The 14,621-nt window shown below is 65.9% G+C and carries 12 protein-coding genes; 5 read left to right on the forward strand and 7 right to left on the reverse strand.

Annotation, left to right across the window (positions count from 1 at the left end; all coding sequences use genetic code 11):
* The 5 genes from Q5064_RS03110 to rlmD form a co-directional block, all read right to left on the reverse strand.
* Nucleotides 1-706: ATP-dependent metallopeptidase FtsH/Yme1/Tma family protein (locus Q5064_RS03110; RefSeq protein WP_368389090.1), on the reverse strand; the 706-nt coding region annotated here is incomplete at its 3' end.
* Nucleotides 707-721: 15 nt separating this feature from the next.
* Nucleotides 722-1,270 carry a hypoxanthine phosphoribosyltransferase gene (hpt, locus tag Q5064_RS03115; protein ID WP_302962208.1) on the reverse strand — a complete coding sequence of 183 codons (549 nt, stop codon included), beginning with the start codon at nt 1,268-1,270 and terminating at the stop codon, nt 722-724.
* Nucleotides 1,271-1,453: 183 nt separating this feature from the next.
* Nucleotides 1,454-2,197 carry a nucleoside triphosphate pyrophosphatase gene (locus Q5064_RS03120; protein ID WP_302962210.1) on the reverse strand — a complete coding sequence of 248 codons (744 nt, stop codon included), beginning with the start codon at nt 2,195-2,197 and terminating at the stop codon, nt 1,454-1,456.
* 45 nt (nt 2,198-2,242) lie between these two features.
* Nucleotides 2,243-3,352: a tRNA lysidine(34) synthetase TilS gene (gene tilS / locus Q5064_RS03125; protein WP_302962213.1), complete on the reverse strand. Its 1,110-nt coding sequence runs from the start codon at nt 3,350-3,352 to the stop codon at nt 2,243-2,245.
* Nucleotides 3,349-4,638 (reverse strand): 23S rRNA (uracil(1939)-C(5))-methyltransferase RlmD, encoded by a 1,290-nt coding sequence (rlmD, locus tag Q5064_RS03130; RefSeq protein WP_302962216.1) that lies wholly within the window; start codon nt 4,636-4,638, stop codon nt 3,349-3,351. The genes tilS and rlmD overlap by 4 nt, the downstream gene beginning before the upstream one ends.
* 44 nt (nt 4,639-4,682) lie before the next feature.
* Between rlmD and Q5064_RS03135 the strand changes: the two genes are divergently transcribed.
* Nucleotides 4,683-5,054 carry a phage holin family protein gene (locus tag Q5064_RS03135; protein ID WP_302962218.1) on the forward strand — a complete coding sequence of 124 codons (372 nt, stop codon included), beginning with the start codon at nt 4,683-4,685 and terminating at the stop codon, nt 5,052-5,054.
* A 57-nt stretch (nt 5,055-5,111) separates the two neighbouring features.
* Here the strand turns inward: Q5064_RS03135 and Q5064_RS03140 are convergent, their stop codons facing one another.
* Nucleotides 5,112-8,312: an ABC transporter ATP-binding protein/permease gene (locus Q5064_RS03140; protein WP_302962220.1), complete on the reverse strand. Its 3,201-nt coding sequence runs from the start codon at nt 8,310-8,312 to the stop codon at nt 5,112-5,114.
* Nucleotides 8,313-8,497: 185 nt separating this feature from the next.
* On the opposite strand from Q5064_RS03140, the gene Q5064_RS03145 reads away from it, so the two are divergent.
* From Q5064_RS03145 to Q5064_RS03155, 3 genes are read left to right on the forward strand one after another with little or no spacing between them, the layout of a single operon-like run.
* A complete protein-coding gene (locus Q5064_RS03145) occupies nt 8,498-9,013 on the forward strand; it encodes a ferritin (RefSeq protein WP_302962221.1) in 516 nt (171 codons plus the stop codon).
* 7 nt (nt 9,014-9,020) lie between these two features.
* Nucleotides 9,021-9,848 carry an epoxyqueuosine reductase QueH gene (locus Q5064_RS03150; RefSeq protein WP_302962223.1) on the forward strand — a complete coding sequence of 276 codons (828 nt, stop codon included), beginning with the start codon at nt 9,021-9,023 and terminating at the stop codon, nt 9,846-9,848.
* On the forward strand, nt 9,838-11,304 hold the full coding sequence (locus Q5064_RS03155; RefSeq protein ID WP_302962225.1) for a helix-turn-helix transcriptional regulator: 1,467 nt from the start codon (nt 9,838-9,840) through the stop codon (nt 11,302-11,304). Before Q5064_RS03150 ends, Q5064_RS03155 begins: the two co-directional genes overlap by 11 nt.
* Nucleotides 11,305-11,631: 327 nt before the next feature.
* Here the strand turns inward: Q5064_RS03155 and Q5064_RS03160 are convergent, their stop codons facing one another.
* Nucleotides 11,632-13,548 carry an FAD-binding protein gene (locus tag Q5064_RS03160; protein ID WP_302962227.1) on the reverse strand — a complete coding sequence of 639 codons (1,917 nt, stop codon included), beginning with the start codon at nt 13,546-13,548 and terminating at the stop codon, nt 11,632-11,634.
* Between the two features lie 323 nt (nt 13,549-13,871).
* Here Q5064_RS03160 and Q5064_RS03165 point away from each other — a divergent pair, with 323 nt between their 5' ends.
* Nucleotides 13,872-14,615, forward strand: coding sequence for a hemolysin III family protein (locus Q5064_RS03165; protein ID WP_302962229.1), 744 nt, complete (start codon nt 13,872-13,874; stop codon nt 14,613-14,615).
* Nucleotides 14,616-14,621 lie beyond the last annotated feature (6 nt).

The following is a 14,621-nucleotide window of genomic DNA, read 5'->3' on the forward strand; positions in this document are numbered from 1 at the left end:
GGAAGTCCTTGATCTCCTGCATCTCCTCCACGGCCTCGTCCACGCCGGCCACGTCCGAGAACTTCACGTCGGGGCGCTCCTCGGCGGCCTTCTTCGTCTTGGCCTTGCCGAAGTTCATCTGCGAGTTGTTCGCCTGCTGCATCTTGAAAAAGAAGAAGAAGAGCAGGCCGCCGATGATGAGGATGGGCAGAAGCGTGGCGATGATCTCCAGGAAGGGGCTCGGCAGGGTCACCTGGTAGGACACATCGGGATGCGACGCCAGAAGCTCGCCGAGCGAGTCGCTTCCCACGTAGGTGGAGGTGTAGTTGTGCTCCTTGCCGAGCGTGGCCGGGTCGAGCGTGGTGGTAGCGATGCCCGAGAGCGCCTCGCCGTCGGGATTCTTCTGCGTGGCGAGAAGGGCGTTCATAGCATCGAAGGCGCCGTTGAACGCATCGGCCGCGCCGGCGCCGGCGGTGGCGGCGGGGAAGTAGGTGCCCGACACGGTGTAGTCGCCGGCCGAGTAGGTGACCGACTTCACGCGGCCCTGCTCCACGGCCTGGGTGAACTCGGAGGTGATGAGCTGGTCGGTGACGGTCGTGCCCGCCACGCCCGTGCGCATGAACTGGCTGCCCACGAAGAACGCCACGGCCAGAAGGATGACGACCATGACCATGGTGGTGCGCGACGATGACGAGGGGGTGGGAATCTTGGGGTTGTTGTCTGCCATAGTGGGTTTCTGCCTTTACTGGTAGATCTCGGGCTTCAGAACGCCGATGTAGGGAAGGTTGCGGTAGCGCTCGGCATAATCGAGGCCGTAGCCCACGATGAACTTGTCGGGGCAGGCAAAGCCGACGTAGCGGCACGGGATGTCGGCCTGGTTCTCGGTGTCCTTGCGCATGAGCGCGGCCACGGTCATGGAGGCCGGCCCGCGCGACTCCAAGTTCTGCATCAGGTACTTCAGCGTGAGCCCCGAGTCGATGATGTCCTCGGCGATGATGACGTGGCGGCCGCGGATGTCGGTGTTCAGGTCCTTCAGGATGCGCACCACGCCCGAGCTCTTCACGCCGCTGCCGTAGGACGACACCGCCATGAAGTCCACCTCGAGGGGCAGGTCGATGGCCCGGATGAGGTCGCAGGTGAACACCGCGCCGCCGCGCAGGATGGAGATGACCACGATGCCCTCCGGCCCCGCCACGTCGGCGTAGTCGCGGGTGATGGCCTCGCCCATCTCGCGCACGCGATTGGCGAGATCCTGCTCGGAGAAGTAAATCTCGGAAATGTCGTTATGCACGTGAACTACTTTCTTCCGTCGTCCGGCCGCGCGGGCTCGGACGTTCCCTAATCAAGGCCCAGTGTACCATTGCCCTGAAAACGAACGCCCGCGATACGGGAACGCAACACAGTTGTTTCATTCGGAACGGGCCGCCGCGCGCCGGGGCGAGCCGGCCAGCGGCTGCAGCATAAGGCTTGCGCCCTACTTCACTTCCGCCTGCAGAAGGTCGGGGAACTCCTGGATGAGACGGCCCACGGGCAGGCCCACGATGGTGTCCCAGGCGCCGTCGTAGCGATCCACGAGTGCGGCCCCCTCGCCCTGGATGGCATAGGCGCCGGCCTTGTCGAAGGACTCGCCCTTGCGCAGGTAGTCGGCGATCTCCTCGTCGGTGAGGTCGCGGAACGTGACGTAGCTCGTATCGGCGAGGGTGCGGAAGCCCAGCGAGATGTCCTCGGCGGCCGGGGCGCTTATCATCCACACCGACACGGCCGTGATGACCTCGTGGGTGCGGCCCGAAAGCTCGCGCAGCATGTGCTTCGCGTCCGACAGGCTGCGGGGCTTGCCGTAGATCTTCCCGTTGAGGACCACCATGGTGTCGGCCCCGATGACGATGAGCATGCCCGTGTAGTTCTGGGCGAGCACCTCCTGCACCACCGCGCCCGCCTTGCGCTCGGCGAGCTTCTTCGCCGCCTCCTCGGGGTTGGCGGCCAGGTCGGGCTCGAGGGTCTCGTCCACCGGCGTTTCCGGCGTGTGCACGATGAATCTCACGCCGGCGGCCTCCAGCAGCTCGCGGCGGCGGGGGCTGGCGCTGGCGAGCACCACCTCGAAGGCGGGCTGTGCGGGCGCGGGGGCCTCGCCGGCCTCCTCGGCCACCGCCTGGCGCAACTCGTCGGCCGCCACCTTCGCGGCCACTTCCCCGTTCAGCTTGCTCTCGTCGTTGGTCATGGGAAATCCTTTCTCAGGGGCGTCTCTCCGCGTGCGGCAGGGCGCTCACGCTTTCTTCCTGCGGGCGCGGAAATAGGCCATGGGCTCCACGAGCACGCCCTGCTTGTTGGCGCTCACGGCCAGATCGTGCTGGATGTTGGCCACGTACCCGCCGCGCGGCTTGCCCTCGGCGAAGCCGTCGAGCACCGCCTCCACGCTGGAAGCGTCCACCCGGGCGTCGGGGCCGAGCATGGCCTGCAGAAGCGCGAGCACCGCCCGACGCTGCAGGGGCCGCGCCACGGCGCCGAAGGCCGGGCGCAGGCGGAAGCCCTCGGAGCGGTCGATGCCGAAGGTGTCGTCCTCGGCCACCCATTCGCTGTCGCGCTCGGCCACCTCGGCGGCCATCTGCTCCAGCATGTCGTCCTCGTCGGCGATGAGGTTCATCGAGCGCACGAGCACCTCGGGCAGCGCCTCGTTCCACTCCTTGCAGGGCGGCACCACCTTGTGGCGCACATAGGCGCGGAAGCGGTCAGTATGAGCATTGGTGGCGTCCTCGCGCCAGAGGTTGCCGTCCTCGTCGCACGCGCAGGGCTCGCCGGCGGCCTCGCGCGCGGCCAGGAAGGCGCGCAGCTCGTCGCGGGTCGCGTCGAGCAGGGGGCGCACTACCGGGCCGTTCTCGTAGCGCATGGAGCGGAAGCCCCCGGGACCGGTGCCCACGATGGAGCGCATGTAGAAGTTCTCGATGCGGTCGTCGGCGGTATGCGCCGTGAAGATGCGCGCCTCGGAGAGCGGGCAACCCTCGTGCTGGCACATCGAGCGCAGGGCCTCGTTGGCAGCCAGGTAGCGCTCGCGCCGCGCCACCGCCTCCACGTTCTCGTGGGAGCGCGCGGCCTCGGCGGCGATGTCGATAGAGCAGATGAACAGCGGGATGCGCAGTAGCTCGGCCAGCGACGAGACGAAGCGCTCGTCGCCGTCGGCGTCGTCGCCGCGCAGCTGGTGGTTCACGTGCAGCATGGCCACCGGGCCGATGTCGCCGGCCTCGCGCAGAGCCGCTCCCAGATAGGCGAGCGCCGTGGAGTCGGAGCCGCCCGACACCATGAGCAGCACCGCCGCATCGGGGGCGGCCAAGTTGTGGTCGGCGATGGTTCGCCGGGCCTTTTCCAAGAGATCGGTCATTTCTTCTCCAACATCACAATGGATTCCACATGGTCGGTGTGGGGGAACATGTCGACGGGGCGGATGGCGCGCACCACGTAACCGCCCTCCACGAGCTGCCGCACATCGCGAGCCTGGGTGACGGGATTGCACGAGATGTAGACGATGCGCTCGGGGGCAAGCTCGCAGGCGGCGCGCAGGAAGGCGGGGGTCGAGCCGGCCCGCGGCGGATCCATGAGCAGCACGAGCGGACGGGGCCGTTCCCCCGATGCGGCAAGCTCCTCCATGAACGCCGTAGCATCCTGGGCGACAAACGCGGCGTTCTCCACGCCGTTGTGGCGGGCATTGCCCGTGGCATCGCGAATGGCCGATTCCACCGTGTCCACGCCGATAACGCGGGCGGCGCCCCGCTTGGCGGCCACGAGCCCGATGGTGCCCGTGCCGCAGTAGGCGTCGATGACCGTCTCGGCGCCCGTCAGGTTCGCCAGGCGGATGGCCTCGTCGTAGAGCACCTCAGTCTGCGTGGCGTTCACCTGGTAGAACGACCGGGACGAGATGCGGAAGGACAGCCCGCAGAGCGTATCCAGGATGAAGCCCGGGCCGTACAGCACGCGCTCCTTCTCGCCGAGGATGACATTGGTCTGGCGCGTGTTCACGTTCTGCACGATGGTGGTGACCTCGGGCACGCGGCGGACCAGCTCGCGGCAGAAGGCCTTCGCCGAGGGGAACTCCTCGCCGTTGGTGACCACGGTAACGAGCACTTCCCCGCTCTCGTGGCCCGCGCGCACCACCACGTGCCGCACAAACCCGGTGCCCGCGTCCTCGTCGTAGGGCTCCATGCCCCAACGGGCCATGATGTCGCGGATGGCCAGCGTCACCCGCTTGGCTACCTCGTTCTCGATGGCGCATGCGTCGGTGGGAATGAGGCGGTGCGTGCCCGCCTCGTACATACCCGTGAGGATGTCGGCGCGGGAGAACCGGACGTCGCCGCCTCTCCCCTTCCCCTTCGCACCACCCTTGGCCGCGCCGTTCTTCCGGGCCTTTCCTTTGGCAGGCGCGTAGGGGGATATCACCTTGTTGCGGTAGTGGAAGGGCTCTTCCATGCCCAAGATGGGCAGCATCGTCTCGGCGGGAGCCAAATCGGCGAAAAGATCGGCCACGGCCCGCTGCTTCGCCGCAAGCTGGACCCCATAGGGCACGTCCAGCTGGCTGCAGCCGCCGCAGCGGCCGAACACCGGGCAGAGCGCGCAGGAGCTGGCGGCGCGGTTACTGGTGCGTTTCGACTTGTTGTCATGCTTTCTCGTCATAGACTCATTTTGACATAATGGGGCCACTGGAAAAGGAGGCAATCATGAACTTCATTATTCGCTGGATCGTCACCGCCATCGCCGTCGCGGCCGCCGTGTGGATCGTGCCGGGCGTCGAGATCGTCAACGGAGGGGCCTCGTGGGTGGGCATCGTGTTCTTCGCGCTCATCCTGTCGCTCATCAACATGTCCATCAAGCCGATTTTGCAGGTGCTGTCGCTGCCGGTGACGGTGCTCACGCTGGGCATCTTCTACCTCATCGTGAACACGCTTTTGCTCTACATCGCCGCATGGCTTGCCAACGGGCTTTTCGGCGCGGGCTTCTACATCGCCAGCTTCGGCAGCGCGTTTGTGGCCTCCATCGTCATCTCCATCGTGTCCGCCCTCGTGAACGGGCTTGTGGGTAACGACAACTAAGAGGAGCCCTCAGCCACGGGGAATCGCCCGTCAGAGCCTTCTAGCCGCGTCGCACCTCTACTCCGAGCGCAGCGCCTCCACCGGGTCCTTGCGGGCGGCGGCCATGGCCGGGAACAGGCCCGCGATGAACGACAGGAACACGCTGATGGCCACGAGAATGGCCGCGGCCACCGGCGGCAGCAGCGCCACGTCGGGCACGTCCAAAAGCGCGAGCACGAGCGCGTTCACGGGAATGCACACGAGCGCCACGACGCCCACGCCGATGAGGCCGGCGGTGAGGCCCTCGATGATGGTCTCGGCGTTGAACACGCGGCTGATGTCGCCCTTGCTGGCACCGATGGCGCGCAGGATGCCGATCTCCTTCTTGCGCTCGAGCACCGAGATGTAGGTGATGATGCCGATCATGATGGACGACACCACGAGCGAGATGGCCACGAACGCGATGAGCACGTAGCTGATCATGTCCACGATGGTGGTGACCGACTTCATGAGCGTGCCGACGAAGTCGGTGTAGGAGATCTTCTTGTCGCCCTCCCCGGCGGCCTCCATGCGCTCGTTGTACCCGTCGAGGATGGCGATGACCTCCTGCTTGTCCTCGAAATTGTCGGGGTATATCTCGATCTCGGAGGGCTTGGCCAGATCGGCGTAGCCGAGCTTCGCCAGGTTGCCGTCGAAGGAGCGCGTGCCGTCGGTCATGAGCGACATGATGAGCTCGCGCAGCTCGTCCTCGGTCATGGCCATCTGGAAGGCGTTCTGGAAGGCATCGGCGTCCACCGACATGGCGAGCGGGATGTTCTCCTGCAGCTGGCCGATGACCTTCTGGACCGACGACTCGGTCTTCGAGCCGATGATGCCCATGGCCTCCTCCATGTACGCCGTCATCGAGCGCTCGAGAGCCGCCGAGATCTTCGACGCCATCTCCTGCTGCATGGCGTTCGCGTCCACGATCTTGCCGGCGTACTGCCCCACGAGCGCCTGGAACTCGGTGCTGCGCATGTAGCTCTCGAGGGTGCCTTGGGCAAGCGTCTGGAAGTCGGGCGGCGCGCCTCCCTCGGCCACACCGGCCATGGCCTCCTGGTAGGCCGCACCGAGCGCGTTGGCGTAGCCGGCCATGGCGGCGCCCATCATCTCGCCCATGGCTTGCTGGCTGAAGGCCGAGGACATGTCCAGGTCGAGGTCGCTCGCATCGAGGGCGGGCGGCGCGGGCAGGTCGTCGGCAGACAGGCCCCCGCTGATGGAGCTCGTGTCCACCTCGATCTTCGACTCGTCGAACTTGAAGGCGTCCTGAAGCGCATCCTCATCCACGGTGAAGAGGGACTCCATCTCGAAGCCCGAGGCGGCGCCGTCCTCCTCCTCGGCGAATTCCGTGCCGTTGAACACGTCCACCGTCGGCTCGGCCAGCTGCTCCTGCACGATGGGCGTCTCCTTCGCCGCGTCGATGAGGTGGTAGGTGAGCTCGGGCGTGTAGTAGATGCCCGTGGAGAGTGCCGTGGCCTTCGCCTCCGGGGAGGGCTGCACCACGCCGACGATCTTCAGCTCCTCGCCGGCATCCACGAGCCCGCGCATGTAGTCCTCGTCGCCGGTCTTGTCCACCCACACCTTGTTCTCCTCGTCGTAGGTGTAGAAATCGGCGGCGTTCACGATCTTCAGCGGCACCGCCATGATCTCCTCGTAGGTGAACTCCAGATCGTCGTCGGGCGAGACGACGTCCTCCTCGTTCATGAACTGGTCGATCATGTCCTCCAAGACCGCATGGTCGCGCAGACCGAGGGCGTAGGTCACCAGATCGGGCAGCGTGCCGCCCGACGTGAGCACGACGACACACTCGTCGTAGGCCGCAGGCCAGCGGCCGGCCTTCACATCGTACTGGTCCTCCACGATGGCGGAGTTCCCCATCATCTCGCTGAACACGTCGGTGGAGTACATGGTGGACATGAGGGCGTTGGAAGAGCTGCTGCCCATGCCGAAGGCCGAGAACGTGGTGTCGGGGTTGATCTGGCGCACTCCGCCTTCGGTGTTGCCGTCGAAGATCTGGGGCACCACGTTGTAGCGGTACTCGATGGAGTTCACGTAGCCGTCGATGCCGTCGCCGCCCTCGTCGAGGAACTGCTTCAGCGAGGCCAGGTCGTTGTTCTCCAGGCTGGCGAACATGCTGGTGACCATCTTCGACTCGGGCACCGCGTCACGCGCGGCCGGGTCGTTCTCGTCGCCGTAGGTGCCGCCGGAAAGCCCCGCCGCCGACAGCACGTCGTCGCCCTCGCCGCCCCCGTCGGCCGGCGTATCCCCGTCGTCTGAGCCCATGCCCATGAGAGACGTGATGTCAAAGCCCGTGGACATAATCTGCAGCGGGTACACCGACAGCGTCTCCTCCTCGGTCTTCTGAATGTAGTTGTCCACGCCGTTGGCGAGCGCGAGGATAGCCGCGATGCCCATGATGCCGATGGAGCCCGCGAAGGCCGTCATGATGGTGCGGCCCTTCTTGGTCATGAGGTTGTTCGCAGACAGCGCGAGCGCCGTGAGGAAGCTCATGGAGGTGCGGCGAATGGGCTTCTGCGAGAGGTGCATCTCCTCCTCGGTGGGGAAGTAGGGGTCGGTGTCCGACCGGATGACGCCGTCGGCCAGGTTCACCGTGCGCGTGGCGTACTCGGCCGCGAGCTCCGGGTTGTGGGTGACCATGATGACGAGGCGGTCTTTGGCGATCTGGGTGAGCAGGTCCATGATCTGCACCGAGGTGTGCGAGTCGAGGGCGCCGGTGGGCTCGTCGGCCAGCACGATCTCGGGGTCGTTGATGAGGGCACGGGCGATGGCCACGCGCTGCATCTGGCCGCCCGACAGCTGGCTCGGCCGCTTGCCCACGTGCTCGGCGAGCCCCACGGCCGCGAGCGCCTCCTTCGCGCGGCGCGTGCGCTCGGCCTTCCCCACGCCCGACAAGGTGAGCGCCAGCTCCACGTTCTGCAGGATGGTCTGGTGCGGGATAAGGTTGTAGCTCTGGAACACGAACCCGATGCGGTTGTTGCGGAAGGTGTCCCAGTCGCGGTCCTTGTACTGGTGGGTGGAGATGCCGTCGACGATCATGTCGCCGGAATCGTAGTGGTCCAGGCCGCCCATCACGTTCAAAAGCGTGGTCTTGCCCGATCCCGACGGCCCCAGGATGGCCACGAACTCGTTGTCGCGGAACGAGATGGACACGTCGTCGAGCGCCACCTGGGTGAAGTCGCCCGTCCGGTACGATTTGCAGATGTTCCTCAGCTGTAGCATGCGCGGTTCTCTCCCTCGGATTTTGATCGCGCCTATTATGATGGTCGCCCCCTGTGCGCGCGTAACGCTTTTGTCAAAAAGCGAGTTATTTGCACAGATTTGCCACGATCGCCGACGATTTAGCGGTATTCTGTCTGGGTTCAAATGCGCCCCGACGCGGGGTGCCAAGCAGAAAGGAACCGTCCATGGACGCCAAGGTGTACGAACTTATCAACGACCAGATCAACAAGGAGCTGTACTCCGCCTACCTGTACCTCTCCTTCGCCGACTACTACGAGGAGGAGGGCCTGTCCGGCTACGCCAACTACTTCGAGATCCAGGCCGCCGAGGAGCGTGACCACGCGCTCATCTTCCGCAAGTACCTGCACGAGAACGGCGAGAAGGTGCGCCTTCTGGCCATCGACCAGCCCGACAAGACCTTCGCCAACTTCATGGAGCCCCTTGAGGCCGCTATGGAGCACGAGAAGTACGTGACCGCGCTCATCCACGACATCTACGCCGCCGCCGTGGACGCCCACGACTACCGCACCCAGAAGTTCCTCGGCTGGTTCATCGACGAGCAGCTGGAGGAAGAGGACAACGCCGACACCATGATCACCAACATGAAGCTGTTCGGCGGCGACCCGAAGGGCCTCTACGACCTGGATCGCGAGTGCGCCTCCCGCGTGTACTCGACCCCGAGCCCCCTGGCCGCCGAGTAAGCCGCACTTGAACCGCATACTCCTACATGCTTGCTGCGGACCGTGCTCCTTGGAGCCGGTCCGCATTTTGCGCTCCGAGGGAGTGGAGCCCGTGGTGTTCTTCGCGAACTCCAACATCCACCCCGCCGACGAGTACGCGCACCGGCTGGACACGCTGCGTGCGTGGGCGGCCGAGGAGGGGCTGGAGGTGGTCGAGGGCGTCTACGATGCCGAAGCCTGGGAAGCGACAGCCGGGCGCGCCGGCGATGCAGCCGAGGAGCGGTTCGGCGTGATCGTGAACGAGGAGGGCGATGCTGCGGAGAGCGCCCCGGACGCCGCGGGCGCCAAGCGCTCCGAGGCCCGCGCCGCTCGCGAGGCCCGCTGCCGCGCCTGCTACCGCCTGCGCTTCGAGGAGGCGGCCCGCTATGCCCGCGAGCACGACTTCGATGCCCTGGGCACCACGCTGTCGGTGAGCCCCTACCAGTACACGCGCATTATCCGTGAGGAACTGGAGCGCGCCTGCGAGCGCGAGGGCATACGCGCGCACTTCGAGGACTACCGTCCCTTCTATGACGAGGCCACCCGCCGCTCTCGCGAAGGAGGCATGTACCGCCAGAACTACTGCGGCTGCCGCTTCTCCGACGCCGAGGCCGCCGCCGAGCGCGAGGCGCGCAAGGCCGCACGCCGAGCCGAGCGCGAGGCCGAGGCAGCCGCCCACGCCGACGAGCGCGCCGCCGAGGAAGCCGAGCGCGCCCGCAACCGCGCCGAGAAGCAGGCCTACGCCGCCAAGCAGGCCAGAAAGCGCGCCATCCTGAAGGCCCTGCGCGAGCAGCAAGGGAGCGGTCATGGCGAATAGGGGAAATCGCAGCGGAAGCCCCCTGGGCATCGGCGTCTTGGGCCTCGGCCTGCTGCTGACCAACGCCACCGCCGCCCTGCTCTCATCGGGCGCCTCCATTATCGGCTGCCTGATCGCCTTGGATCGGCCGGCGGGGTTTTTGCCCCTGGTCGCAGGCGTGGGCATCGGCCTGCTTCTCGGCAGCGGCCTGCTGCTTGCCACGACGCTGAAAAAGCTGCCGACGCCCCTGATCGCTCCCACAACCGGAGCGGGCGCATGGGTGGCAGCGGCTCTGTTCGCCGCCATCGGGCTAGCCGCCCCCAACGAGGGGTTCAGCCTCTGCTTCGCCATCGCCGGCATCGCCTACGGCATCGGCGCCGTCGACCTTATGATCGGCTGGCGCGACCGACTGGCTCTGCTGCCCGCAATCGCCGTGCTCGCGACCATCAGCTGGGCGCTGACCCTGGCCGCCCTTATCGCCATCGCCTGCTTCTCCTTCGCCAGCACTGCCATCATGCTGGCCATGAACATCCTCACGCCGCTTGTCGGCTGCGCCCTGTCGTTCGGCATTCTGCGCCAGAAGCATACTGACGAGGCCATTCCGACACCGCACGCAAAGACCGATGCGCCGGCGCTGTGGCCCATCCTAGGCGGAGCCGCCATCTGCTGCGTCGTGCTCGGCTTTACTTGCGGCACGCCGCACCCTACCGACGGGTTCGTCCATGCCGAGACCATATCGCGCGGCGTCTTTCTGGGCTTCGTCCTCTGCACGGGCGCATTGGGATTGATCGCCACCTCCGTGCCCCAACCGCTGCGGTTGCGCACGGCCTTCTCCGCCCTGTGCCCGATCATGGCGGCACTCCCCTCCATCCCCTGCTTCGTTCCCGTGCAGCCCGATGGCATCGTAGGCACGGTGCTGGGCGTCCTCACCGGCATCGGATTCGCCTTCTTCGCCGCCCTGATGGGCTGGCATCTGTACGCTTTCACCGGCCCCCTGCGAACCGACCAGGCCGACTGCATCCCGGCGGCTCGGCGCTGGAGTCTCTCCATCGCCCTTGTCACGGTAGCGCTCGGCGGCGGCATCCTCGCTAGCCCCGCGCTCGACGATCTGATAAAGACGACGGTATCGCTCACCTTGTTCGTCGGCTACCTCGTGGCCCTGGCCACGGTGGCCTTCGCCCGGGGAAATTCCCGCTCGGCTGCAAGCGCTGCCCCGGCGCCTGAAGGCGATCCAGAGGGCCGCGATATTCCCGCGACCGATCCCATCGACGCCCGCTGTGCGCAGCTGGGTGAACAGCACGGCCTCTCTCCTCGCGAGAGCGAGGTGCTCGCCCTGCTCGCGCGTGGGCGCACCGCCACCTACATCGCCGGCGAGCTGTACGTGTCGAAGGAGACCGTGAAGGTGCATGTGCGCCATATATACGAGAAGCTCGGCGTGCATTCGCGCACCGAGCTTCTCGATCTGTTCCAATGCTAAGAAGAAAGCACCGACCCGATCTCGCGGCCCCACCGTCGGGCGCGCCGATCAGCGAACTGCCCTCATTCGGCACGGAAATTGCAGTTAGCAGCGTCTGGAACCTTTCGATTCGCCCTGGACTATATGAAATTCGTTATTTCTTGAGGATCTCTCGGCCTCAGGACGCTGCTAACTGCAATTTTCGCTCCCTTTTCGCCTCCTTGGCCATTTCACATGCAAAATGGCCCCGCCCCGAACCGGAGGGAGGGAAGCCGGTTCGGGGCGGGGCCTAAAGAAGAGTGCGAAGGCGTGGAAACCGATGCCTTCGCCGGAAGAGCATTCAGCGCGCTACAGCACTTCCTGGCCGGTGATCAGCTTGCCGGCCACGCGACCGTGGGTCATGGCCATGCCGATGGAGTTGCCGGCGAAAGGCGTGGTGTACTGCAAGCCGTAACGGCCGCCCAGGGTGTTGCCCGCGGCATACAGGTTCGGAATAACCTCGTAGTTCTGATTCACGACCTGCAGATCGCCGTTGGTCTCAAGGCCCGTCAGGGTCACGAGGCTCACGCCCATAGTGCGCGTGTTGGCCCCGAAGCCCTCGGCCGCGGCGTTTCCGCAACCGTAGAACGGCGGGTTCTCGATGGGGGTCATCAGCACGGCGTCCTTGCCGAAATCGCTGTCCTCACCGGCATGGCACAGCTCGTTGTAGCGCTCGATGCTGGCCAGGAACGCCTCCTTGGTCTCACCCGCGTAGCCCAGCATATCGGCCAGGCCGTCCAAGGTGCTTGCGGCATACACCTGGGAGGGCATGCGCTCCGCCACCGTGCACATGCGCACCGTACCGCCCGCCGGATCGTCCACGGGAAGGGCCTGCATGTCCTCCACCAGCTCGGTGTAGTAGTCGGGACGGCCGAAGTTGGCGCAGCCGTGGTCGAGCGAGGAATTCTTCAGGGTCTCCTCGTAGTTGGCGTCGGTGACCAGCGTGAAGCCGCCGAAGGGCTGGCGCACCGCGATGGCCATGGAGTCGCAGATGGCCGCCTCGTTCATGAAGCGCTCGCCCTGGGAGTTCAGCCACAGGAAGGGGCTCGACCCCCACGGGCCCGAGGCGCCGCCGCCGAAGCTCATGGCGCCACGCGGGCCGGCCTCGATGAAGCCGCCGGCCCAGCAGCCCATCTTGTGGCCCTCGCCCATGCAGTCGGACTGGCCCTGCAGCGACGAGGCGTCCATGCCCATGCGCTCATTGTGCTCGCGGTACTCCGTCAGCAGATTCCACGTCATGTCGGTGTTGGCCGCGAAGTCGCCGGTGCACAGGATGACGCCCTTGCTGGCCACGTACTTCGCGTAGCCGTCGGAACGCTCGGAGATGACGCCGGTCACCGCGCCGCTCTCGTCCTGGGTGAGCACCGTGGCCTTCTCGCCACAGTACCACGTGGCACCGAGGTCCTTGCCCTCCAAAATGGAGAACTGCTGGAACTCGTCCAGGCGCGACAGGGCCGCCACGCCGTCCACCGGCTGATGCTGAATGGGGCCCATGAACTGCACCACGCAGGGCCAGGTCTTGAAGCCGCCGCGGTAGAGCGGGTAATCCACGGTGCCGTCCAGGGAAAGGCCGCTCTGATGCACGCAGATCATGCTGTCGTCCAAGGGGCTGATAGACGGATCGGCCTCGCTCACCAGCTTAATGCGGTCGTCGGGCCAGTTCACCAGCGAGGCCGCATGGTCGAACATCTCGCCGGAGTTCGCCACGAACTTGCGAATAACCTCGGTGTTCACGCGACCGCCGGCGCGCAGGCAGAACTCCTGCACGATCTCGCCCTCGTTGTAGGGCCCGAATCCGCGCTCAATGAGGAACTGGGAATTCACGTGCCCGATGTCCTCGCCCTTCACCTTGCGGCTCTCCTCGGGCGACTGCTCGATCACGGCCACCTTCGCGCCGCCCTCGGCCGCGGCCAGAGCCGCCTGGATGCCCGCATGGCCGCCGCCGCATACCACAACGTCGCACTCGATGACCTCCACGATCTCGTCATCGGAGATCTGAGGGGCGGCACCGAGCCAATCCTCGGTCGCGGCGTAGCCGGGCGTGGCCGCCCCACTGCTGGCAACCGCGCCGTCACTCGCGCCGTCACCGGTGTCGCTCAGCTCGGCAGTCGGCGCCGCCGGCGCACATCCCGCCGTCACACCGGCCGCGAGAGCTGCCGCGCCCGCCAAGCCGGCGCCCTTCAGAAAACCGCGGCGAGAAACGCCGTTCTGCATTGCCTCTTCCATGAGTTCCTCCTTTGTTGCCTCAACTCTCTCGACCCAGGCTCGTTCACGCCGAGCCGAAACTGGTCTCAGCATAGGTGCGACGGCGTGACGACGTATCCCCCCAAGCGGGGAAAAGCCATAACCACAAAGGGGGTATTTTGACGATATTCCCCGCGTACACTGCCTGTTTTCAGGGGAAGGCGAGCCCGTTCGATACGTTCGACCCAAAACAATGCGTTAGCTCCCCAGCAGTGCATTACCTTTCCCCCACTGTTTCCCCGCCGTTGCGGGCAAAGGCAAACCGATGGTCTATCATGGGCCGATATCTTCGAGAAGGAGCCGCTATGCCTCGCGCCATCGCCTTTGCACATCCGCAGCTTTCGCCCAACGCCTCGGCAGCGGGAGCCAAAGTGTGTCCCGAGATACGGGATCTGCTGCGCCGCTCCGGCAAGAAGAGCGTGCGCGAGTACACCTTGGGCGAGGAGATCTTCAATGCGGTGACCCACGGGGTGGGCGCAGGGCTTGCCGTGGCGGCCCTCGTGCTGCTCATCGTGAAATCGGTCGGCGACGGCGGCGGCATCCTTCTGGCCGCGGCCCTCGTGTACGGCATCGCGCTCCTGCTGGAGTACCTCATGTCAACTTTGTACCACGCCCTTGCGGCCGACGCGGCCAAGCGCGTGTTCAAAGTGCTCGACCACTCGGGCATCTACCTGCTTATCGCCGGCACCTACACTCCCTACTGCCTCATCACACTCGGGCATGTGGGCGGCCTGTGGCTTGCGACCTTCGTGTGGGCCGTGGCGCTCGTCGGCATCGCCTGCGAGGCGTTCTGGACCTTCCGCCCCCGCTGGATCTCGGCCGTGCTGTACGTGGCGCTGGGGTGGGCCATCGTGTTCTTCCTGCCCGAGCTGTACGCCCAACTGCACGCGATCGGCTTCTGGCTTTTGGCTGCGGGCGGCATCAGCTACACCGTGGGCGCGGTGTTCTACATCTTCAAGAAGGTGCGCTACCTGCACTCCATCTTCCACCTGTTCGTGCTGGCCGGAAGCATCCTGCAGTTCTTCAGCGTGTACTTCTTCGTGATTTAGCAGGCC

The organism is uncultured Adlercreutzia sp., from assembly GCF_958431955.1.
Lineage (GTDB): Bacteria > Actinomycetota > Coriobacteriia > Coriobacteriales > Eggerthellaceae > Adlercreutzia.